The organism is Thermaerobacter subterraneus DSM 13965, assembly GCF_000183545.2.
Taxonomy (GTDB): Bacteria; Bacillota; Sulfobacillia; order Thermaerobacterales; family Thermaerobacteraceae; genus Thermaerobacter; species Thermaerobacter subterraneus.
Genome location: NZ_JH976535.1, coordinates 2,368,186 through 2,390,175, shown reverse-complemented (window position 1 = coordinate 2,390,175; position 21,990 = coordinate 2,368,186). Strand labels below are relative to the sequence as shown.

Annotated in this window: 17 protein-coding genes; 15 read left to right on the top strand and 2 right to left on the bottom strand. The window is 73.1% G+C overall.

What is annotated here, in order from left to right:
- Nucleotides 1-32: 32 nt before the first annotated feature.
- The 10 genes from THESUDRAFT_RS12460 to glmS all read left to right on the top strand — a co-directional run bounded on the left by THESUDRAFT_RS12460 (nucleotide 33) and on the right by glmS (nucleotide 13,086).
- Nucleotides 33-911: an endonuclease/exonuclease/phosphatase family protein gene (locus tag THESUDRAFT_RS12460; protein ID WP_156821785.1), complete on the top strand. Its 879-nt coding sequence runs from the start codon at nucleotides 33-35 to the stop codon at nucleotides 909-911.
- Between the two features lie 449 nt (nucleotides 912-1,360).
- Nucleotides 1,361-2,245 (top strand): RNase adapter RapZ, encoded by an 885-nt coding sequence (gene rapZ / locus THESUDRAFT_RS09730; RefSeq protein WP_040827522.1) that lies wholly within the window; start codon nucleotides 1,361-1,363, stop codon nucleotides 2,243-2,245.
- Nucleotides 2,246-2,248: 3 nt separating this feature from the next.
- Nucleotides 2,249-3,637: a gluconeogenesis factor YvcK family protein gene (locus THESUDRAFT_RS09725; RefSeq protein ID WP_006904620.1), complete on the top strand. Its 1,389-nt coding sequence runs from the start codon at nucleotides 2,249-2,251 to the stop codon at nucleotides 3,635-3,637.
- 205 nt (nucleotides 3,638-3,842) lie between these two features.
- Entirely contained in the window at nucleotides 3,843-4,769 is a 927-nt protein-coding gene (gene whiA / locus THESUDRAFT_RS09720; RefSeq protein WP_006904619.1) for a DNA-binding protein WhiA, read from the top strand.
- An 82-nt stretch (nucleotides 4,770-4,851) separates the two neighbouring features.
- Nucleotides 4,852-5,847, top strand: a complete 996-nt coding sequence (locus tag THESUDRAFT_RS09715) for a polyprenyl synthetase family protein (RefSeq protein WP_006904618.1) — start codon at nucleotides 4,852-4,854, stop codon at nucleotides 5,845-5,847.
- 140 nt (nucleotides 5,848-5,987) lie between these two features.
- The gene (locus tag THESUDRAFT_RS09710) at nucleotides 5,988-6,740 is read left to right on the top strand and encodes a redox-sensing transcriptional repressor Rex (protein WP_006904617.1); all 753 of its coding nucleotides are present in this window, start codon (nucleotides 5,988-5,990) and stop codon (nucleotides 6,738-6,740) included.
- 252 nt (nucleotides 6,741-6,992) lie between these two features.
- Complete coding sequence (cdaA, locus tag THESUDRAFT_RS09705) at nucleotides 6,993-7,817, top strand: diadenylate cyclase CdaA (protein ID WP_006904616.1); 825 nt, start codon at nucleotides 6,993-6,995, stop codon at nucleotides 7,815-7,817.
- Entirely contained in the window at nucleotides 7,817-8,884 is a 1,068-nt protein-coding gene (locus THESUDRAFT_RS09700; RefSeq protein ID WP_006904615.1) for a CdaR family protein, read from the top strand. The genes cdaA and THESUDRAFT_RS09700 overlap by 1 nt, the downstream gene beginning before the upstream one ends.
- Before the next feature lie 93 nt (nucleotides 8,885-8,977).
- Nucleotides 8,978-10,339 (top strand): phosphoglucosamine mutase, encoded by a 1,362-nt coding sequence (glmM, locus tag THESUDRAFT_RS09695; RefSeq protein WP_006904614.1) that lies wholly within the window; start codon nucleotides 8,978-8,980, stop codon nucleotides 10,337-10,339.
- A gap of 917 nt (nucleotides 10,340-11,256) precedes the next feature.
- Nucleotides 11,257-13,086 carry a glutamine--fructose-6-phosphate transaminase (isomerizing) gene (gene glmS / locus THESUDRAFT_RS09690; RefSeq protein ID WP_006904613.1) on the top strand — a complete coding sequence of 610 codons (1,830 nt, stop codon included), beginning with the start codon at nucleotides 11,257-11,259 and terminating at the stop codon, nucleotides 13,084-13,086.
- A gap of 187 nt (nucleotides 13,087-13,273) precedes the next feature.
- On the opposite strand, the gene THESUDRAFT_RS09685 is transcribed toward glmS, so the two are convergent.
- Nucleotides 13,274-14,593, bottom strand: a complete 1,320-nt coding sequence (locus THESUDRAFT_RS09685; RefSeq protein WP_006904612.1) for a chromate transporter — start codon at nucleotides 14,591-14,593, stop codon at nucleotides 13,274-13,276.
- Nucleotides 14,594-14,610: 17 nt separating this feature from the next.
- Nucleotides 14,611-16,239, bottom strand: coding sequence for an ABC transporter ATP-binding protein/permease (locus THESUDRAFT_RS13030; protein ID WP_006904611.1), 1,629 nt, complete (start codon nucleotides 16,237-16,239; stop codon nucleotides 14,611-14,613).
- Between the two features lie 430 nt (nucleotides 16,240-16,669).
- Between THESUDRAFT_RS13030 and THESUDRAFT_RS09670 the strand changes: the two genes are divergently transcribed.
- From THESUDRAFT_RS09670 to THESUDRAFT_RS09650, 5 genes are all read left to right on the top strand, one after another.
- Nucleotides 16,670-17,554 (top strand): GntR family transcriptional regulator, encoded by an 885-nt coding sequence (locus THESUDRAFT_RS09670; protein ID WP_006904610.1) that lies wholly within the window; start codon nucleotides 16,670-16,672, stop codon nucleotides 17,552-17,554.
- A 66-nt stretch (nucleotides 17,555-17,620) separates the two neighbouring features.
- A complete protein-coding gene (locus THESUDRAFT_RS09665) occupies nucleotides 17,621-18,565 on the top strand; it encodes a ribokinase (RefSeq protein ID WP_006904609.1) in 945 nt (314 codons plus the stop codon).
- 164 nt (nucleotides 18,566-18,729) lie between these two features.
- Nucleotides 18,730-19,683 carry a nucleoside hydrolase gene (locus THESUDRAFT_RS09660; RefSeq protein ID WP_006904608.1) on the top strand — a complete coding sequence of 318 codons (954 nt, stop codon included), beginning with the start codon at nucleotides 18,730-18,732 and terminating at the stop codon, nucleotides 19,681-19,683.
- Between the two features lie 329 nt (nucleotides 19,684-20,012).
- A complete protein-coding gene (gene deoC / locus THESUDRAFT_RS09655; protein ID WP_006904607.1) occupies nucleotides 20,013-20,840 on the top strand; it encodes a deoxyribose-phosphate aldolase in 828 nt (275 codons plus the stop codon).
- Between the two features lie 279 nt (nucleotides 20,841-21,119).
- On the top strand, nucleotides 21,120-21,986 hold the full coding sequence (locus THESUDRAFT_RS09650) for an MBL fold metallo-hydrolase (protein ID WP_242823311.1): 867 nt from the start codon (nucleotides 21,120-21,122) through the stop codon (nucleotides 21,984-21,986).
- Nucleotides 21,987-21,990: the final 4 nt, after the last annotated feature.

Genomic DNA, 21,990 nt, shown 5'->3' with positions numbered 1-21,990 from the left:
CGCGGCCCGGCGGGGAAGGGCGCGCCGCGCGGGTGACCGGCGCGCGTGCAACGGAGGGAGCGGCCCTGGCGCACCGGGCAGGCATGCTCTGGCGCATTGCCACCTTCAACATCCGCCACGGGCGGGGACTGGACGGCCGGGTCGACCTGGAGGGCATCCGGCGCGTGCTGGAGCGGGCCAGCCCGCACTGGGCCGGCCTGCAGGAGGTGGACGGCGGCCGCCGCCGCAGCGGCCGAGTGCACCAGGCCCGGTGGCTGGGCATGGCCCTGGGCCGCGCCTGGTTCTTCCACCCCACCCTGCACCGGGGCGGCGCCTACGGCCTGTGCTGGCTCGGACCGCCGGTCCCCCCGGCGGGGAGTGGGGTGGTGGCCGTGGAGGCCCAGCCCCTGCCTTCCCGCTGGGAACCCCGGGCCTGCCTGTGGCTGCGGGTGTCCGGCTTCGGTCCCCAGGACGAACCGGCCTGGCTGGGGGTGACCCATCTGGGGCTCGGCGCGGCGGAGCGCCGGGCGCAAGCCCGCGCCCTGGCCGAGCAGGCGGCCCGGCTGCGGCAGGAGGGGCCGGTTGTCCTGGTGGGGGACTTCAACGCGCCGGCGGAGGCACCGGAACTGGCGCCCCTGCGGGCCGTTCTGGCCAGTGCCGCGGCGGCCCGGGCGCAGGCGCCGGCGACCTACCCGGCCACCGGTGGTGCGGGAGGCGAGCCCTGCTGGGTCGTGGCGGCGGGCGGCGGGAGCTCAAGGGGTGCCGGAGGCTCCGGGGGCGGGCCGCGCCGGGGGGACCGTGAGGGGGCGCCACAGTCCGGGCCGGCCATCGACCTGATCTGGGTGGCCGGCCTGCGCGTGGTGGAGCTGCAGGTCCTGGACCACGGGGCCTCCGACCACCGGCTGGTCCAGGCGGTGCTGGGATGCCTGTGAGGGCCGGCGGCGGGCCGGTACAGGAGGATCGTTCCTTTTCCCGGCGGAAGATTTGAAGGATAAAGGGGTCTGGGATTCGGTGGGGGTCCGGGATCCGGTGCCGCCCCCCGAGGGTGCGGCATGCAGGCCCGGGCCCGGGGCCGGGCAGGGAGGTGGGGGCGATGGAAAAGGCGCCGGAAAGGAACCCGGCGGGACCGGCCGGACATCCGGACCCGGCTGCAGGGGACGGCGCTCCGCGCGCCGGGGAAGCCAGCGACGGGGTCGCCGGCGGAGGGCCAGGGGGGCCTGCGCCGGGGGTGGCACCGGCTGTCGCGCCCGGGGCCCCGCAGGCCGCCGTGCCGGCAGTGCCGCAGGCCGCTTCGCCGGCGGTACCGCAGCCTGGCGTACCCGTGGCCGCGCAGGCCGCCGCGCCGGCGGGCCAGGGCCAGGAGGCGGGTGCCGGGCGGGACCTGCAGCTGGTGGTGGTCACCGGGCTGTCCGGCGCGGGCAAGACCCAGGCCATCCACGCCCTGGAGGATCTCGGCTTCTTCTGCGTCGACAACCTGCCCCCCGCTCTGCTGGCGCCCTTCGCCGCCCTCTGCCGCCAGCCCGACAGCCCCGTGCGGCGGGTGGCGGTGGTGATGGACGTGCGCGGCGGGGACTGGTTCGACCAGGCGGTGGAGGCGCTGCAGGAGCTGGACCAGGCCGGCGTGTTCTACCGGATCGTGTTCCTGGAGGCCTCCGACGAGGCGCTGGTCAAGCGGTTCAAGGAGACGCGGCGGCGCCATCCCCTGGCCCCCCAGGGCCGGCTGCTGGAGGGGATCCGGGCGGAGCGGCAGCGGCTGGGCGCCCTGCGCGGCCGCGCCCACGTGATCCTCGATACCAGCGAACTCTCGCCGCGGCAGCTGCGGGAGCGCATCGCCCAGCTGTGGGGCGGGCCGGAGACGCCGCGCCTGATTGCCCACGTGGTGAGCTTCGGCTTTCGCTACGGGCTGCCGGCCGACGCGGACCTGGTGTTCGACGTCCGCTTCCTGCCCAACCCCCACTACGTGCCCGACCTGCAGCCCCTGACGGGCCTGGACGACCGGGTGCGGGATTACGTGCTGCGCTGGCCCAGCGCGCGCCGGCTGCTGGAGCAACTGCAGGACCTGCTGGATTTCCTGCTGCCCCAGTACATCAACGAGGGCAAGACCCAGCTGACCGTGGCCGTGGGCTGCACCGGCGGCCAGCACCGCTCGGTGGTGATCGCCGAGGCGCTGGCGGCCCACCTGCGCAACCAGGGGCACCGGGTGCTGGTCGAACACCGCGACGTGGAGCGCTCCCTGGCGGAGCGGGCCCAGGGGAAGCGAGGGTGACGGATGAAGCTGGCATACTGGCTCTTGCCGGGCCTGCGGATCAAGCGATGGCTGGTGGTGTTCGCCGCGGGCCTCTACCTGGTGGCCCTGGGCGGCGCCATGGCCGCCGGGGCCGACCTGTGGGCGGCCGCCGAGGGGTGGCTGCGCCGCCAGGTGCTGGCGGCCACGGGCCGGTTCGTCCCCGAACCCTGGCCGGGGGTCGCGGTGATGGCGTTGGGGGCCTTGCTGGCCGTGGGGGCCACCTACCGCGTGCTGCGGGTGGTGGCGGAACTGCTCACTCCGGCCGGCGGAGCCAACGGCGCCGCCATGGACCGGCTGGTGCTGCGCCGGCGCCTGGACCGGGGGCCGCGGGTGGTGGCCATCGGCGGCGGGACGGGGCTGTCGGTGCTCCTGCGCGGCCTCAAGGAGTACACCGGCAACGTGACGGCCATCGTCACCGTGGCCGACGACGGCGGCAGCTCGGGCCGCCTGCGCGGCGAGCTGGGGATCCTGCCGCCCGGCGACATCCGCAACTGCCTGGTGGCCCTGGCCGACGCCGAACCGCTGATGGCCCAGCTCTTCCAGCACCGCTTCACCCAGGGCACCCTGGCAGGCCACAGCCTGGGCAACCTTTTCATCGGCGCCCTGGCGGAACTGCTGGGCGACTTCGAGCAGGCGGTGTACGAGTCCAGCAAGGTGCTGGCGGTGCGGGGGCAGGTGCTGCCGTCGACGCTGACGCCCGTGACGCTGGTGGCCCGCATGGCCGACGGCCGGATCGTCCGGGGGGAGTCGGCCATCGCCGCCGATGCGGCGCCCATCGACAAGGTGTGGCTGGAGCCCTCGGGGGTCGAGCCGCCGCCGGCGGCCGTGGAAGCCATCGAGTCGGCCGACCTGGTGGTGCTCGGCCCGGGGAGCCTGTACACCAGCATCCTGCCCAACCTGCTGATTCCCGGCATCCGCGACGCCCTGCGCCGCTCCCGGGCGGTCAAGGTGCTGGTGGTGAACGCCATGACCCAGCCCGGGGAGACCACGGGTTACACCGCCGCCGACCACGCCCGGGCGCTGATCGACGCCGTGGGCCCAGGGCTTTTCCACCACGTGCTGGTCAACGTCCAGCAGCCGCCGGCTGCGCTCCTCCAGCGCTACCGCCAGCAGGGGCAGGACGTGGTGCGCCTGGACCGGGAGCGGCTGCGCCAGATGGGCCTGCAGGTGCATGCGGCGCGCCTGCTGGCGGGGGACGACCTGGTCCGGCACGACCCCCAGCGGCTGGCCCGCGCCCTGCTGCGGGTGCTGCTGGCTGCCCGCCCGCGGGTGAACCCGCGCCGCCGGCTGGACTTCTTCCTTTTGGGCGAGCGCCTGTGGCGCGAGGAGACCGGGGCGGACGAACCGGCCCGCGTGGCGCGGGACGCCTGAAGGCGGCCCGCGGGGCGCGGGGCGCCGGCAGCCGGACCGCGGGTGCGGGACCCCGGCAGCCGGCCCGCGGGGCGCGGGGCGGGCCAAGCCGGCCTGCCGCGACCGCCGCTTGCGGTTCCGCCCGCTGGCGGCGCTTCCCGGATGGGGTTCTGGACCCCGGCGGCCCGGGTGCTCGACCCCGGCCCGCCGGGCTGGAGGGATGCCGTTGATCCGGGACACTTTCTCGGGCCAGGTCAAGGACGAGCTGGCCCGGCTCTGGCCGGCCGACGGCGCGGCCCTGGCCTGGGAGCTGGCCGGCCTGTGCCTGGGGTGCGGGATGCCGGTGGAGGGGAAGGGCTGGCGCTGGCGTACGGAAAGCGCCGCCACGGCGCGCCTCCTGGTTCGCCTGGTGCGGGCCCGCTACGGGGTGACGCCGCGGCTGGTGGTCGACCGGCGGGGCAAGCTGGGCCGGGGCAACGTCTACGAGCTCTGGCTGGACGAACCGCCCGAGCCCGCCGGGGCCGGCGGCTCGGGCCTGGTGCTGGCCGGCCTTCCCGATCCGGGCGCCGGGGAACAGCCGCGGCGCCGCCAGGACCGGGAGGCGTTCCTGCGGGGCCTCTTCCTGGGGGCAGGCAGCGTCAGCGGGCCCGGGCACGGGTATCACGCCGAGGTGGTGGTCCCGGGGGCGGCCGCCGCGCGGCGGGTGGCTGCCGAACTGCGCCGCTGGGGCTTGCGGCCCGGCCGTGCCCGGCGCCGGGGCCGGGTGGGGCTCTATCTCAAGGAGGCCGACCAGATCGCCGAGTTCCTGGGGCGCCTGGGAGCCCACCAGGCGGTCCTGGCCCTGGAGAACCACCGGGTGGTCAAGGGCATGCGCAATCAGGTCAACCGCCTGGTCAACGCCGAGACGGCCAACCTGCGCAAGGCCGTGGACGCCGGGTTGCGGCAGGTGGCGGCCATCCGCCGGCTGGTCGAGGCGGTGGGATGGGAAGGTCTGCCCCCATCGCTGCGGGAGGTGGCCCGGGTCCGGATCGAGCACCCGTCGGCCAGCCTGCGGGACCTGGGCCAGTTGCTGGATCCGCCCCTGAGCAAGTCCGCCGTGGGGCACCGCATCCGCCGGCTCCAGGCGCTGGCGGCCCGGTACCAGGAAGGGTAAAATGAATCATGTCCCGCGTGTTGACGGAATCTCCTGCCCCGGGGAGCGCCGCAGGCGCCGCGGGTGCGCCGGGGGAAGATGCATGGCAGGCGAAGGGCAAGCATCGGTGACCGTCGCGGCGGGGGCGGTCTTCGAACCGATCCGCAACGACCTGGCCGCGGTCGAGGTGGCGATCCGGCGGGCCCTGGACGGTCCTGATCCCCACATCGTCGAACTGGCCACCTACCTGCAGCGTGGCGGCGGCAAGCGGTTGCGCCCCGCCCTGGTCCTCCTGGCCGCACGCAACTTCCAATACGATCGCGAGCGGCTGCTGCCGGTGGCGGCGGCGGTGGAACTGATCCACATGGCGACCCTGGTCCACGACGACATCGTGGACGGCGCCACCGCCCGCCGGGGGCTGCCCACGGTCAACGTGCGGTGGGGTACCGGGACGGCGGTGCTGACGGGCGACTTTCTGTTCGCCCGGGCCTTCTCCCTGCTGGCCGCCGACGGCGACAACCGCGTGGTGCAGGTCATGGCCGAGGCGGTCTACGAGATGTCCACGGGCGAGATCGAGCAGCAGGCCCAGCTCTTCGACCCCAGCACCGGGGAGGAGGGCTACTACCGCCGGATCTACAAGAAGACCGCCCACTTCATCAGCCACTGCTGCCTGATGGGCGGCCTGATGGGCGGCGCCACCGAGCAGCAGGCGGAGGCCCTGCGGCGCTACGGTTACGGCATCGGCATGGGCTTCCAGGTCATCGACGACATCCTGGATTTGACGGGCAGCCCCGAGCAGCTGGGCAAGCCCCGGGGAACGGACCTGCGCAGCGGCGTCCTCACCCTGCCCGTCCTGTTCGCGCTGGCCCGGGATCCCCAGCCCTGGCTGCTGGAGCGCCTGGAAGCCCGGCAGGTGGACGATGCCACGGTGGAGCGGGTGACCGGCTGGGTGGAGGCGGTGGGCGGGCTGGAATATGCCCGCCGCCGGGCGGAGCAGTTTGTCGGTGATGCGCTGGAAGCCCTGGATGAGCTGGCCGGTGCGCCGATGGAGCCCAATCTGAGGGCCCTGGCCCGGTTCATCCTGGATCGGAAGCACTAGGCGTCGCGGGACGAACCGGTGCCGCCGGCGGCCGGAGGCCGGGCAGGGGGCGGCGCCGCCCGGGGCCGGGTGCCCGGGTGGGCCGGAGGGGCCGGTTGGCGGCAACCGTCGCCGCGATCGGGAACCCAAGGGAGGCGGGCATGGCGGTCAGGCCAGGGGATGGGGAGCCCAGGCTGTCCGGCCGGGCGCCAGCGGCGGGCAAAAAGGCGGGGGCCGAACCGGAGCCGGCGGTCGTCCCGGACCAGGAGACCGGCGGCGCCCCCGCCCGCGTGCCCGACGTGGCCATCCGCCGGCTTCCCGTCTACCTGCGGGCCCTCGAGGAATTACGGGCCGAGGACCACGAGATCGTCTCCTCCGCCGACCTGGCTGCCCGTACCGGTTATTCTTCCGAGCAGATCCGCAAGGACCTGGCGTACTTCGGTGCCTTCGGCACCCGGGGCGTGGGCTACCGCATCGATGTGCTGGTGGACCGGCTGCGGCATATCCTGGGCTTGGACAGGGAAGTGCCCATCGCCCTGGTGGGGGCCGGGCACCTGGGTACGGCGCTGGCGCGGTACAACCGCACCCGCCACCGGGACGTCCGGATCGTCGCCATCTTCGACAGCGACCCGGCCCGCATCGGCGAGCGCATCGAAGGCCTGGAGATCCAGCCGGCCGACGCCATGGAGGCGGTGATCCGCCGCCTGGGGATCCGGCTGGCGGTGATCGCCGTTCCGGCGGGGGCGGCCCAGGCCGTGGCCCGGCGGCTGGTGGCCGCCGGCGTCGAGGCGATCCTCAACTTCGCCCCGGTGACCCTCCAGGTGCCACCGGGGGTGGTGGTGCAGAACATCGACCTGACGCTGGAGCTGCAGAGCCTGGCGTACTACATCCGGCCCGAGCCGGCCACGGGGTAGCCGCCGGCCCGGCGCCGGGTCGAACCAGGGGGCGGTCGGGATCCGCCTGCCGGCCGCCGGCCCGCAAGCCGCGCCCTGGGGCGGAGGGTCCGGTGCCGGGGTCCGGGGGGCCGGCTTCCCGTGCCCGTGCTCGCCTGGGGACGGGGCCGGGGACACGGGGCCGGCCACGGTGGATCCGGCCGGGGTGAGAGCCTGCTGCCGCGCGGGAGCCGTTGCCGGCCGGGCGCGGCAGTCCCGGGAGGGAGGCCTGAGGTGCCGCTGCCCGCGTTCCTCTTCACCATGACCTGGGTCGACTGGCTGATCTCCCTGGTGGACATCGCCCTGGTCGCCTACCTGTTCTACCGGTTCTTCCTCTTGATCCGCGGGACGCGGGCCGTTCCCATCCTGAGCGGCATCCTGGTGCTGGTGGTCTTCACCAGCATCAGCGGCTGGCTGCGCCTGGACACCATCCACTGGCTGCTGCGGCAAGCCCAGCTGGCGCTGATCGTCGCCCTGCCCATCGTCTTCCAGCCCGAACTGCGCCGTGCGCTGGAGCAGCTGGGACGGGGGCGCTTCTTCGCGAGGCCGCTCTTCGCCCTGCCCCAGCAGGACGTGGCCCGCATGATCGACGAGGTGGTGCGGGCGGTCGAACAGCTGTCCCGCAACAAGGTCGGCGCCATCGTGGTGATCGAGCGGGAGACGGGCCTCAACGAGATCATCGAGACGGGGATCATCATCGACGGCATCGTCTCCGCGCCCTTCCTGGTCAACGTGTTCATCCCCAACACGCCCCTGCACGACGGGGCGGTGATCATCCGCGGCAACCGGGTGATGGCCGCCGGCGCCTTCCTTCCCCTGACCGAGGAGGCCGGGCCGGGACCCGAGCTGGGCAGCCGCCACCGGGCGGCCCTGGGCATCAGCGAGCATTCCGATGCCGTGGCCATCGTGGTCTCGGAGGAGACGGGCCGCGTCTCCCTGGCCCAGGGCGGCAAGCTGATCCGCAACCTGGACGAGGCCACCCTGAAGGAGCTGTTGACGTCCCTGCTGGCGCCGGAGGAGACGCCGTCCCTTTTGCCCTGGATGCGGGGGTCGTCCTGATGGAGCGGCTGTTCGAGAACGAGACGCGTTTGAAGGTCCTGTCCGTGATCCTGGCCATCATCCTCTGGTTCGGCGTGATGAGCAGCCAGAACCCCGACCACGCGCGGACGGTGTATGACGTGGAGGTCGTCCCCGAGGGCCTCGACCCGGGGCTGGCGGTGCTCTCCCTGGAACCCCACGCGGTGGACGTCACCTTGAGCGGCCCGCCGGAGTTCCTGGAGGATCTCGGCGCCCGCGATGCCCGGGTGACCGTGGACCTCAGCGGTGTGGGGCCGGGCGAGACCACCCGCCCGGTGACGGTGATCCCCGCCCGGGGGCGGTTGCGGGTGGTGCGGGTCAGTCCCCAGTACGTGACGGTGCGCCTCGAGCAGCGCATGGAGAAGACGGTGCCCGTGGAGCTGCAGCTGAACGGCGAGCCGGCACCGGATTACATCATCGAGAACCCGGCGGTCTCGGTGGAGCAGGTCACCGTCAGCGGTGCCCGCAGCCTGGTGGAACGGGTGGCCAGGGTGGTGGCCTCCGTTCCCGTCAGCGGGATCCAGAGCACCATCGCCCACTCGGTGACCCTGGTCCCGGTGGACGCGTCGGGGCGTCCGGTGGAGGCGGTGTATCCCCAGGCCCTGGTGCTGGAGCCCCAGACGGTGCAGGTGACGGTGCCGGTGGTCTTCATGCCGCAGAAGGTGGTGCCGGTCCAGGCGCGGCTGGAGGGAACGCCGGCCGAAGGCCATGAGATCGGCAACATCACCATCGAGCCCGCCGAGGTCACCGTGCGGGCGCGCGAGGAGCGGTTGCTGCAGCAACTGGAGTTCCTCCAGACCGAACCGGTCAACATCGGCGGGCTGGACCGGACGGTGACCCGGGAGGTGGGCTTGGCGCTGCCGGAGGGAGTCGTGCTGTCCGGCAGCCCGCGGACCGTGCGGGTCACCGTCGAGATTCGCCCGGCCGAACCGGCGGCCGGCGCAGGCGGCGCCGGGAACGCGCCGGGGACCGGGACCGGAGGCGGCGCGGACAGCGGCACGGAAGGCGGCGGGACCGCGAGCGATGGAGAGGCCGCCGGGGGACGGTGACGGCCCGTCGCGGCGGGCCGGCGGCGGGGCCGCCGGGGCGGCCGCCCCCGAGCGTTCCTGGATGTCTTGCAGGAGTCGAACAGGAGGACCGGTATGGCGCGCTTGTTTGGAACCGACGGTGTCCGCGGCGTGGCGAACACCGAGCTCACCGCGGAGCTGGCCCTGGCCCTGGGCCGGGCCCTGGCCCGGGTGCTGGAGGAGCGTGGCGGCGGACAGCCCCGGATCGTGGTGGGCCGGGATACCCGCGCATCGGGAGAGCTGCTGGAGGCGGCACTGAGCGCCGGCCTGATGTCGGCCGGCGCTCTGGTGGTGCCCCTGGGGGTGATGACCACGCCCGGGGTGTCGTATCTCACCGGGGCCCTGGGAGCTACGGGCGGGGCCGTGATCTCCGCCAGCCACAACCCGCCGGAGTACAACGGCATCAAGTTCTTCGACCCGCAGGGGCGCAAGCTGCCCGACGAGCTGGAGGAAGCCGTCGAGGGACTGGTGGCCGAAGCCGGCGGCGGGGCCGGGTTCGTCCCGCCGGTGGGCGGAGCCGTGGGGCGCCGGCAGGCGGCGGCGGACGCCGGCGACCGGTACCTGGCCCACCTCCGGCAGGTGGCCGGGACCGGCCTGGAGGGTCTCCGGGTGGTTCTGGACTGCGCCCACGGCGCCGCCACTCCCTGGGCGCCGGCGGCCTGGCAGGCGGTGGGGGCCCGGGTGACGGTGATCCACGACGCGCCCGACGGCACCAACATCAACGTGGGCTGCGGCTCCACGGCTCCTCAGGCGCTGGCGCAGGTGGTGCGCCAGCAGGGGGCCGATCTGGGCCTGGCCTTCGACGGCGACGCCGACCGGGTCATCGCCGTGGACGAGCGCGGCCACATCGTGGACGGCGACGCCATCCTGGCCATCCTGGCCCTGGACATGGCCGCCCGGGGCGAGCTGGCCGGCAACACGGTGGTGGCCACGGTGATGAGCAACCTGGGGCTCGAGCGGGCCCTGAAGGCCGCGGGCCTGCGGCTGGTGCGTACCCGGGTGGGCGACCGGCACGTGTTCGAGGCCATGGAGCAGGGCGGGTTCGTCCTGGGTGGTGAGCAGTCGGGGCACATCATCCTGCGGCGCCACGCCGTCACCGGGGACGGCATCCTCACCGGCCTGGCCCTGGCGGCGGTCATGGTGCGGGCGGGCAAGCCCCTTTCCCAGCTGGCGGCGGTGGTGCAGCCCGTGCCCCAGGTGCTGCTCAACGTGCCCGTCACCCGGCGGGACGGCTGGGAGGAGGAGCCGTCCATCCAGGCGGCCATCGCTGCGGCCCGGCAGCGGCTGGGCGAGGAGGGCCGCATCCTGGTGCGGGCCTCGGGCACCGAGCCGCTGATCCGGGTCATGGTGGAGGGGGACGATGCCGCCCTGGTCCGGGAGCTGGCGGAGTCGGTGGCGGGCGCCATCCGGCGCGCCCTGGGGTCGCCGGCCGATTGACAGGGGGCGGGCCGGGGCGCATAGAATGGGGTGCCTGGAACAGGGTGGTGCCCTGGCGGGTTGCCCGGCCCAGCACCGGGTCGCCGGCCAGGCACCCCCGCGCAAGGGAGTCGCAGGGCACCGGGGGCGCGCGGCGGCATGGTGAGCGCCGGTGTCCGGGGAGGAGGTGAGGGCCGAGGGCCGGTGGCGGGCAGGAGCCGGTAGCCGGTAAGGCGGAAGCCGATCCGAACGCCGCCCATGGGGAAAGGGAGCCGCGAGGTGCGGCCGTCACGGACCGTCCGGTAGCGGGTTCGTCGCGGTGCACCATGAGGGTTTGCCAGGACAGACCGAAAGCAGGAACGGAGCCTGCTAGCGCCAGGACTCGCCGGCGGCAGGCCGGCGAGTTGACGAGGACCGGGCGTATCGAAGGTTTCGGCGGATCGCCCGGCGGTTGGCCACGACCGTGAGCGGCCCGGCAAAACCCGGGAGCGATCCCGGGGACAAGACGGGCCAGGTGGCGCGAACCCTCACCCGCCATCCCGCCTCCAGTGCATCGCCCTTCCCCATGCCCTCAGCGGGTTTTCCCGTGCTGTTTTCCCAGAAGGCTGTCCGTGTCCGCGGGCCGCTTCGGCGGGCGCCCTGCGCGTGGATCGCCGGTGGCTGCCCCTGCGGCCCGGCGCGGCGTGGCCGGGGGTTATCGTGTGCTCCCGGGTCGTGGGGTCCCGACCCCGCGGCGCCGGCCCAGAGTCCGTCGTGGGCCGTCGCACGCCGGGGTGCCCCGGGCAGGCCGGCCGTTTCGTCCTGGCCGGCGGGCGGGCCCGCATGCCCGCCGGACGGCTTGCACGCATCCGGATTCAGGCCTGTCAGATTCACCGCTCGCGCCAGCAGCTGCGCGCAGTGGTAGCCAGGCGGACGCTGTGAGGAGGGACATGGCGAACATGTGCGGCATCGTCGGTTACGTCGGACCCAAGCAGGCCGTTCCCATCCTGATCGGCGGCCTGCGGGCGCTGGAATACCGCGGCTACGATTCGGCGGGCATCGCCGTCAGTTACAACGGCACGGTGGACGTCCGCAAGCGCCAGGGGCGCATCGACGGCCTGGAGCAACTCCTGAGCCAGCGACCCCTGCGCGGCACGGCCGGGATCGGCCACACCCGCTGGGCCACCCACGGCCGCCCTTCGGACGAGAACGCCCATCCCCACACCGACTGCACGGGCGCCTTCGTGGTGGTGCACAACGGGATCATCGAGAACTACGCCGAGCTGCGGGACGAACTGGCGGCCCGGGGTCACCGCTTCGCCTCGGAGACCGACACGGAGGTTGTCGCCCACCTGCTGGAAGAGCTGTACGACGGCGACCTGGTGGGGACGGTGCGCCGCGCCGCCCAGCGGCTGCAGGGGGCCTATGCCCTGGCGGTGCTGAGCCGGCGGGAGCCCGGCAAGATCGTCGCCGTCAAGCAGGCCTCGCCCCTCATCGTGGGCCTGGGTGAAGGCGAGAACTTCCTGGCATCGGACATCCCGGCGCTCTTGCCCCACACCCGCCGCGTGATCCCGCTGGAAGAGGGCGAGATGGCCGTCCTGACCCGCGACGGCGTCCAGCTGCTGCGCCTTGACGGCACCCCGGTGGAACGGGAGCCGATGTTCGTCCAGTGGGATCCCGGCCAGGCGGAGCGGGGCGGCTACCCCCACTTCATGCTCAAGGAGATCCACGAGCAGCCGCGGGCCGTGCGGGATACCCTCTCGGGGCGGGTGCACCCCTCGGGGGAGGGTGTGATCCTGGACACGGTGCGGTTCGACCCCCAGTGGATCCAGCAGCTGCGGGCGGTCTATCTGGTGGCCTGCGGCACGGCCTACCATGCCGGCCTGATCGGCGGCCGGCTGATCGAGCGGCTGGCCGGCATCCCGGCGTGGACGGAGATCGCCTCCGAGTTCCGTTACCGGGAACCCCTGGTGGACGAGCGCACCCTGTTCGTCGCCATCAGCCAGTCGGGCGAGACGGCCGACACCCTGGCCGCCATGCGGGAGGCGAAGCGCCGGGGTGCCCGGGTGCTGGCCATCACCAACGTGGTCGGCAGCTCCGTCGCCCGCGAGGCCGACGACGTGGTCTACACCTGGGCCGGGCCCGAGATCGCCGTGGCGTCGACCAAGGCCTACACCACCCAGATCGTCGCCCTGACCCTGCTGGCCGTCCATCTGGCCGAGCTGACGGGCTTCACCGGGCCCCTGGGCCGGAAGAACCTGCTGGAGAGCCTGCGCCAGCTGCCCGAGGCGGTGGAGGCCGCTCTGCACGTGGAGGAGGACATCAAGGCCATCGGGGACGCGGCCGGCGGCTGGCGGGATGCGTTCTTCATCGGCCGCGGGCTCGACTACTTCGCGGCCCTGGAAGGCCAGCTCAAGCTGAAGGAGATCTCCTACATCCACGCCGAGGCCTATCCGGCGGGCGAGCTCAAGCACGGCACCCTGGCTTTGATCGAGCAGGGGACGCCGGTCATCGCCCTGGCCACCCAGCCGGCCCTGCGGGAGAAGATGATCAGCAACATCGAGGAGGTCCGGGCCCGCGGCGCCACCGTCTACGCCGTGGTCCGGCGCGACCTGAGCGGCTTCGAGCGGTACGCACGCCAGACGGTGAAGCTGCCCGTGGTGCATCCCTTGCTGATGCCCGTGGTGGCGGCGGTCCCCTTGCAGCTCCTGGCGTATTACGCGGCCGTCGCCAAGGGCACGGACGTCGACAAGCCGCGCAACCTGGCCAAGAGCGTGACCGTGGAGTAAACCGTCACCGGATGGCACACCGGGGCCGGGATGCCGGAAAACCGGTAGACCGCGAAGATCCCGAGTCCTGAGCCGGATTGCAAGGGACGGGCGCCGCGGAGCGAAAACGAAGCGGAAGCCGGGCAGGCCGGAGGTTTCCCAAAGTCGCCTGCTCGGCTTCGTTTCTTGCCCGGGTGGCGTCGCCCGGTCAGCGGGGCAGGAACAGGCCGGTGGCCGCGCCCGCCGCAATCAGCCAGGCCGAGTTGAGCCGGGTTCGTCCCAGGATGAGCAGGGCGCCGGCGAACAGCCCCGCCGTCCAGAGGTTGAACACGGCGGTGCGGGCCAGCTGCCAGGTGACCCCCGCCATCAGGGCGAAGGAGGCAACGTTGAGCCCGTCCAGGGCCGCTGCCAGGACCGGGGAGCGCCGCAGTCGGTCCGCCAGGGGCCGGATGGCCGCCACAAAGACGAAGGCCGGCAGGAAGATGGCCACGGTGGCCACGGCTGCCCCCGCCCAGCCGCCGGTGACATACCCGACGAAGGTGGCGGTGGTGAAGACGGGCCCGGGGGTGAACTGGCCCGCGGCGATGGCGTCCAGCAGCTGCCGCTCGGTGAGCCAGCCCAGCCGCTGGACGAAGTCCCGCTGCAGGAAGGCCAGCAGCACGTACCCGCTGCCGTAAAGGACCGATCCGATCTTCAGGAAGGTGAGGAACAGGGTACCCAGGCTGAAGGGTACCGGCGCCGTACCCGCCGCCGCCAGCAGGACGCTGCCCAGGCCGGGGCCGCCGGCCGTTCCCAGGACGCCTACCGCCAGGGTGGACCGCGGCGGCCGCTGGCGGGACTGGTGGTGAGGTTGGTGGCGAAGGGCGGCGGCCCCGCCCCCCAGGGCCGCTGCGGCGAGAAGCAGCAGCAGCTCATGGACACCGGCCAGGTAGAGGGCCAGGATCGCCAGGGCCGGCGCGGCCCGGGTTGCCCCGGCCCGAACCGCGCCGGACCAGGCCGCGCCGGCCCGCAGGGCGGTGGCCAGCTGGCGCCGGGAAACCGGGACGGGGACCCCCCGCCCGCCAGGCTCCGGCCGGTCGCCGCCGGCAGGCGCTGCGGCCGGTCGGGCGGCCGGGCGGAAGACGGTGCGGCCCAGGCTCCACAGCGCCTGGACGACGATGGCCAGGACCACGGGCAGCGCGCCTTCGAAGAGGCGCTCGGCCACCGGCGTCCGGCCGTAGACGGTGTACGCATGGGCCAGCACCCCGACCATCACCGCCGCCGGCACGATGAAGCAGGCGCCTGCGGCCAGCCATCCCCGCCAGCCGGCCCGTTCCATCCCCAGGTGCATGGCCAGCTCGGTGGAGTTGGGCCCGGGGATCAGGTTCGTGATGCTCAGCAGGTCGAGGAAGCGCCGGTCGTCCAGCCAGCGCCGGCGCCGGACCAGTTCTTCCTGCATCATGGCAATGTGGGCGGCGGGCCCGCCGAAGGCCACCACCCCCAGCCGGAGGAACACCGCAGCCACTTCCGCGACGCTGCTTCGTCCCAAGACCGATCCTCCTCCCGTCAGGCGATGCTGCCCAGCCGCCCTGTCCTGCGCGCCCAGGCCCATTGCCGCCGCGCCACCAGCCATCCCACCCCAAGCCAGAGGAACGCCACGCCCCAAGCGGCAAGCAGCACCGGCCCCAGCGGCCCACCCTGCCACGTTGACCGCAGGCCGTCCACCACCCGCGCCAGCGGCGAGACGGCATTGAGAACCTTAAGCGGAACCGGTATGGCACCCGGAGGAAGAAAGAACCCTGAGAAAACCAGCAGGTAATACAGGAACACCTCTACCAGCGAACCGACTTGTTTGTAACGAAGGGATAGTCCCAGGGCGACCAGGCCGCAACCGATCATCCCTCCCAGGCCCGCCAGAGCCAGGGGAAGTGCTGGCCAGCCCACGGTTCCCCATCCGCTCAACAGGGCACGGGGGCCGGTCAACACCGCCGCGATGACCGTGAACATGGCAACCCAGGTGCAGGAGAGCGCCAGCTCCACGCCTACCGTAGCGGCCAGCCACCGGGCAGGGTGGGTGCGGGTGACCAGGACCTGCTGGGCCGTTCCCAGATAGGCCTCCTCCAGGGCCATGTTCCCCATCTTGGCAACCACGTGGGCGCTCAGGTACCAGAGTCCAAAACCCAGCACCCGCAAGGCCAGTTCCGCCGGCGGCGCTCCGGGGACCGCAAACAAGGCGCCCAGAAAGAAGATGCACTTGATGGAGAGACCCACCAGGAAGTCCAGCCAGTACCGCCGGTACTCCGCCCGCTTCTTGATCCAGGCCGCCCGCAAGGCGTTGCCGAAACGGGGTTGCGCCCCCGGCGGCAGGGTCAGGCTGCGGGAAGATTCAGCTCTCGATGCGCCCTTGGAGGTAAGCCGCCCCGCTGCCTGCCGGATCGCGTGTGGGTGTTCCGTCCCGGTGGCTGTCTTCCTGACCACGGCCAGATAAAGGGCTTCCAGTGCCTCGGGTCCGCCAACCTCATCGGGTGTCGCCTCGATCAGGATCCGGCCACCTTCAAGGATCAGGTAGCGTGTACCGACGGCGCAGGCAAAGCTGGCGTCATGGGTGGCAATGAGGAGGCCGAGGGCGGGATCCATCTCGTCCCGGATGAACCGGCGCAGGTTGTGCTGGGCTTCGATGTCCAGACCCAGGGTCGGCTCATCCAGCAGCAACAGCGGAGCCCCTCGGGTGAGGGCTACAGCCAGCGCCAGCTTCTGGCGCTGGCCCCGGGAAAGGGACTGGGTGAGGTGGCCCGCCTGCTGATCCAGGCCCAATGCTGTGAGGGCCTGAAGGGCGCGCCGGCCGGCTTCCGCCGGCGGCCACCCGTTGAGCAAGCCGAAATACAGTACGTTTTCCAGGGCCGTCAGGTAGGCGTAACTGTTACCCGCGTCTTCGAACATCACGCCCACGCCCTGGGCGCGCCATCGCGCGGGGTGAACCGGCACACCGCCCAACCAGATCTGGCCCCGGTCGGGCTGGACGAGGCCCAGGATACACCGGATCAGGGTGGTCTTGCCCGCACCGTTCCGGCCGAGCAGGATCACGCGCTCACCCGGGTCGATGCGCAGGTTGACGCCGTCGAGAGCCTTGGGCCCGTCCGGGTACCGCTTCGCAAGATCACGTACTTCCAACAGGGGAACGGGATACTGCTCCATGCCCCTTGTGTTCGCCGCCGGCAGGCGGTGTCCTGGCCCGCCGGCGGTGCCCGTTCTGCCGGAGGGGCCGGTGTGGCAGTCATGCCCAGCCCGGGGCCGTCACGAAGCCGTGACCGGCCCGGGCTGGTCACGAATGTGAATGAAAATTTATAGGTCCACCCCGTTGACGCTTTCCTCCGCCCCATGATAGCCTCCAGATGGGGCATGTACGTCTATAGACCTCTACCCCAGCCTCTGCTGGGGTCCCATGGGTACGCCCAAGGGCACCGGCGGCCCGCCGGCGCGGCGCGGTCCCGGTGCCCGTGGGCCTTTGGGGGCAGCAAAGACTCTCCCGTCGAACGAGGGCACCCAGCCCTAGCGGCATGGCCGCCTTGGGTCGTCGCACCCGGGTGCCGGTGGCCAGGAGTCGAGGGGAACCGGGGGGATGGCGGTGGACGGACCGCAGCTCGACCGGACCAGTCCCGTTCCGCTCTACCTGCAGATCAAGGAGTGGATGCTGGACCAGATCCGGACGGGCCGCTGGCCGCAGCGCTACAAGCTGCCTGCCGAGGAAGACCTGGCCGGTGCCGTCGGCGTGAGCCGCGGCACCCTGCGCAAGGCCATTGCCGAACTGGTCCGGGAGGGCGTGCTGCACCAGATCCACGGCAAAGGCACCTTCGTGACCGCCGGTGGCATCGAGCAGCCGCTGGCCCAGCGCCTTTCCGCCTTTTCCGAGTTGCTTGAGGAACGCGGCATCCGCTACAGCACTCGTGTGCTGCAGCAGCGGGTGGAGGAGCCTGCCGGGCGGGTGGCGTCCCTGCTCCGGCTGGAACCCGGGCAGCAGGTGGTCCACCTGGCCCGCATCCGGCTGGTCGAATCCTGTCCGGTGGCCTACATGGAGAACTACGTCCCGGTCCACCTGGCGCCGGGGCTCGAGCGGGTCGACTTCGCCCGGCAGGGGCTGTTTCGCACCTTGGAGCAGGATTACGGCCTGACCCTGGCCTGGGGCCAGCGCACCTTCGAGGCCCTGGGGGCCGAGGGCGAGGTGGCCGAATACCTGGAACTGCCCGCCGGGGCACCGGTGTTCTACATCCAGCAGGTGGTCTACCTGGACGACGGCCGCCCCGTCGAGTTTTCCGACGTCTGGCTGCGCGGCGACCGGTTCCGCCTCTCCGCCGTGATCCGGCGTCCCCGGGAGGGACGCGGCGAGGGCCGGGGCCGGGAACCGGCGGGGCTGCCGCGTGGCCTGCAGCCGGCGGGTGCCGGCCTGGAACCGGGGAGGCCGGCGCCCGCGGGGGCATGGCCGGATCCCAGCGGGGCCAAGCTTTGCTTCTAAGTCGCCCGTTGATCCGTTTCCTTCGCGCCGATCGGCGGCATGTCGGCGTGCCCAGGGGGATTCGCCATGGCAGGGCAGAGTGGGGGCCGGCGGCCCGTGGTGACGGTGGTGGGCAGTTTCGCCGTCGGCCTGACCTTGCGGGCCGACCGCTTCCCGGTGGCCGGTGAGACGGTGGTGGGGCGGGACTTCGACCGCGGGCCCGGCGGCAAGGGCAGCAACCAGGCCGTTCAGGCCGCCCGGCTGGGTGCGGACGTGGAGTTCGTAGGGCTGGTGGGCGACGACGACCTGGCTGCCATCGCCTGGGAACTCTACCGCCGGGAGGGAGTGGGCACCCGGTACCTGGGCGTGGTGCAGGGCCGGAACACCGGCGTCGGCTTCATCGTGCTCAATGCGGCGGGGGAGAACCTGATCGTCCTGGACCCCGGCGCCAACGAGTGCCTGGAGCCTTCCCACGTGGAACGGGCTCGGGAGCGCCTGGCCCGGAGCCACGTGGTGCTGACGCAGCTGGAGATCCCGGCCCGGACGGCGGTCCACGCGTTGCGCCTGGCCCGGGAGGCGGGGGTGACGGCCATCCTCAACCCGGCCCCGGCCCGGCCGTTGCCCCTGGAGGACCTGGCCCTGGCGGACATCGTCACGCCCAACGAGACGGAGCTGCGCATCCTGCTGGGCCTGGCCCCCGACGACCCGTCCGATTCCCTGAACCTCTGCCGGCGCCTGCTGGATGCCGGCGTGCGGACGGTGGTCCTGACCCGCGGCGCCCGCGGCGTGCTGGTGGTCGAACCCCGCGGGGTGACGGAGGTGGCGGCCTTCCCGGTCCCGGTGGTGGACACCACCGGGGCGGGCGATTCCTTCAGCGCCACCCTGGCGGTTTCCCTGGCCGAAGGACGGCCCCTGATGGAGGCGGTGCGGCGGGCAGCGGCGGCCGGAGCCCTGACCTGTACTGCCCTGGGGGTCATCCCGGCCCTGCCGCGGCGGGAACAACTGGAGGCGTTCCTTGCCGCCCGCGGCTAGCGGAGGGCCCGGCGGAGCCGGGGCTGCCGGCGGGGACGGGCCGCAGGCGGCGCCGGTCGAACCCGTCCCGGGCGGCAGGCGGTGGCCGGCGGGGCGGCAAGGTTCCGGCCGGCTTGATCTGCCGGCACGGGCTGTGCCCAGGTCGCGCAGAGGAGGAATGGGGATTGCCGGTTCGCTTGATCGTCGACACCGATACGGCGGGGGATGACGTCAACTCCCTGCTCATCGCTCTGCTCCATCCCAACATCCAGCTGGAGGCCGTCACCATCTCGGTAGGGAACGTGGGCTTCGAGCAGCAGATCGAGAACGCCCTCTACACCATCGAGATGGCCGGGCGCAGCGGCCAGGTCCCGGTCTACCCCGGCTGTGCCGTTCCCCTGGTCAACGAGTGGGTGGCGGCGGACTACGTCCACGGCCGCGACGGAATGGGCGACTCCTTCTTCCCCCGGGCGCGGCAGCGCCCCGAGCCCCAGCATGCCGTCGACGCCCTGATCGAGCGGATCCACGCGGCACCGGGTGAGCTGACCATCCTGGCCCAGGCGCCCCTGACCAACATCGCCGTGGCGGTGACCCGGGACCCCTCCATCGCCCGTAAGGTGAAGACCCTCTACATCATGGGGGGGACCTACTTCGCCCCCGGGAACATCACCCCCGCAGCGGAGTACAACTTCTACGTCGACCCCGAGGCTGCACGGATCGTGTTCCGGGCGGGGTTCGACATCCGGCTGGTCGACTGGGGCCTTTGCGTCCGGGACACGGTGCTGGATGACGGCGACCTGGAGGACATCCGCCGGCTGGATACGGAGCTGGCCCGGTTCTACCTGCAGGTGAACCGCGTGGTGCGGCAGTTCAATGAGACGGTGGGCATCCGGGGCGTGACCCACCCCGACTCCATCGTGGCGGCCATGATCGCCGATCCGGCCATCGCCCGCGGGTGGCAGCCCTGCCAGGTGGACATCGAGACCCGGGGCGAACTGACCCGCGGCGCCTCGGTGATCACCCCGGCGCAGTACGCGGGCGTGGAGAAGCGGGTGGAGAGGCCCAACGCCCAGGTGTGCCTGGGTGCGGACCGGGAGCGGTTCAAGGCCCTGCTGATGGACATCCTGGCGCGGCGGTAAGCTTGCCGCGGCCGCAGGCGGGCGCGAAGCCGGCGGCATGGAGAGCGAGGCGTCCGGCCGGCGGGACAGCGGTACGGCGGGCGGTGGCGGGACCGCAGGAAGGGCGCCGGTGGTCGCAGGGCGTGGCGGCCAGTTGCCCACCGGACGGCTCGCGCGGCCCGCCCGCCTGGCCCGCTGGACGGGGGCTGAGACCGGCCTGGTCCGCTGGACGGGGGCCAAGACCGGCCGGTCAGGGGGCATGGCGGCCGGCCAGGGCAGGAGGACGGCCGGGCGGGGCAGCGGGGTGCCGCGGGACGGGGCAGCAGGCAAAGAAGGAGGCGGGTTGTCCTGTGACGGCAGAAGGCTATCCCAGCGGGGCGGTGGCCGGCGGGGCGGGGCGCAGCGGGGCGCGTCTCGCCCGGTTCATCCAGTCGACCCTGATCGCCAGCGACGTGACGGAGGAACAGGTGGTGGCCCACTGCCGGGCGTGCCTGGAATACGGCTTCCACGCGGCCATGGTGCCGCCGCTGTGGGTCCCGGTGGCCCGCCGGGTCCTGGCCGGCTCGCCGGTGCGGGTGGCGTCCTTCGTCGACTTTCCCCTGGGCTGCATGACCACCTCCGCCCGGGTGGCCCAGGCCCGGGAGCTGGCCGAACTGGGCGTCGACGAGATCGACGTGATGGTGCCCCTGGGCCTGTTCCGCAGCGGCCGGCTGGACGACTTCCGCGCCGACCTGGAGGCGGTGGTCCGGGCGTCCCGGCCGGCCGAGACCAAGGCCATGCTGGAGCTTCCCCTGCTGAACGCTGCCGAGCGGGAGCAGATGGTCCGGCTGGCCGTGGCGGCCGGTTTCGACTGGGTCAAGAACGCCAGCGGCGGTGCCGTGGGCGTGGCCACGCCGGACGACATCCGCTTCCTGCGCCAGCGGGTGCCCGCCGGCGTGCGGGTCAAGGCTTCGGGGGGCATCAAGACGGCGGCCCAGGCCTGGGCGCTGATCGACGCGGGGGCCGAGCTGCTGGGCACCAGCGCGGCCGTGGCCCTGGTGACGGGGCGGGCCGGTGGGGACGGGTCGCCGTCCCGCCGGGGCGGCGACGGGGCTGCCGGTTCTTCCCGGGACGAACCGGCCGGCCACGCCGGTGCGGGCGCGGTCGGCCCCGGGCGCGACCCGGCGGTCACCTATTGACGGCATGCGGGGCCATGGCCACGGGCGGGTGAGGGCGGGCGGGGTCATCGCCCTCGACGGGACGCTGGCGGGGAAGCCGGGCCCCGCCAGCAGGTGAGGAACGGCAGGCGATGGAAGAAGGGCCGGAGGCGCGGGTCGCCCCGGCCCTTCCCGTGCCGATCCGGGGCGCCCTTTGGGAAGCCAGGGCACCCTTGAGAAGCCCCGCCAGGGGGAGCGGGGTGCGACGAAGGGAGTGGCGGCGCCATCGAACCGGTCCCGCTGACAGCGAGGGTCACCCTGTTGCACGGCGCGGTGAACAGCGGGCTGGTGCGGACCGGGGACGGCCTGGTGCTGATCGACACAGGCCTTGACCGGTCCGCGGCCAACAAGATCCTGCGGGCTGCGGAGGCCACGGGGGAGCCCGTGCGGGTGGTGCTCAACACCCATGCCCACGCCGACCATTTCGGCGGCAACGCCCAGATCCTGCGCCGCACCGGTGCCCGGGTCTGGGCCCCCGCCGGGGAGGCGGAGGTGATCCGCCACCCCCTCTACGAGCCGGTCTACCTGTTCGGCGGGGCGGCGCCCGTGGCGGCCCTGCAGAACCGGTTCCTCCTGGCGGAGCCGTCGCCGGTGCATCAGGAGCTGGTACCCGGGCAGGTCCTGGAGCTGGGCGGCGTGGCGCTGGAGGTGGTGGACCTGGCCGGCCACAGCCTGGCCCAGGTGGGGTTCTGCGTCGACGGCGTGTTCTTCGCCGCGGACAGCTTCATGGGCCTCGAGCCCCTGGCCAAGCACCCCATTCCCTACCTGGTGGACGCCGGGCGGATGCTGGCATCCCTGGACCGGGTGCGCCAGGTGGGTGCCCGCTGGTTCGTCCCCGGCCACGGCCCGGCGGTGCCGGCGGGCCCGGAACTGCAGCAGGTGCTGGAGGCCAACGCGGCGGCCGTCCGCCGCCTGCTGGACTGGGCTGCTGCCCGCCTGGGGCAGGGGCCCGCGGGAACGGAGGACCTCCTGGCCGAGCTGGCCCTGCACCTGGGGGTGGCCATGGACAACCCCGCGGCCTACGTGCTGAACCGCACCGCCCTGCTGGGCGTGCTGGCCACCCTGGAGCGGGAGGGTGCCGCCCGGGTCGAGGTGCGGGAGGGGCGGTGGTGGTGGGCGGCGTCGTGACCGC

Excerpts from the sequence above, each read along its gene's own strand:
- glmS (WP_006904613.1), top strand. The coding sequence starts at position 11,257 with ATGTGCGGCATCGTCGGTTACGTCGGACCCAAGCAGGCCGTTCCCATC.
- THESUDRAFT_RS09665 (WP_006904609.1), top strand. The coding sequence starts at position 17,621 with ATGGCAGGGCAGAGTGGGGGCCGGCGGCCCGTGGTGACGGTGGTGGGC.
- THESUDRAFT_RS09715 (WP_006904618.1), top strand. The coding sequence starts at position 4,852 with ATGGCAGGCGAAGGGCAAGCATCGGTGACCGTCGCGGCGGGGGCGGTC.
- glmM (WP_006904614.1), top strand. The coding sequence starts at position 8,978 with ATGGCGCGCTTGTTTGGAACCGACGGTGTCCGCGGCGTGGCGAACACC.
- THESUDRAFT_RS13030 (WP_006904611.1), bottom strand. The coding sequence starts at position 16,239 with ATGGAGCAGTATCCCGTTCCCCTGTTGGAAGTACGTGATCTTGCGAAG.
- THESUDRAFT_RS09725 (WP_006904620.1), top strand. The coding sequence starts at position 2,249 with ATGAAGCTGGCATACTGGCTCTTGCCGGGCCTGCGGATCAAGCGATGG.
- THESUDRAFT_RS09710 (WP_006904617.1), top strand. The coding sequence starts at position 5,988 with ATGGCGGTCAGGCCAGGGGATGGGGAGCCCAGGCTGTCCGGCCGGGCG.
- THESUDRAFT_RS09700 (WP_006904615.1), top strand. The coding sequence starts at position 7,817 with ATGGAGCGGCTGTTCGAGAACGAGACGCGTTTGAAGGTCCTGTCCGTG.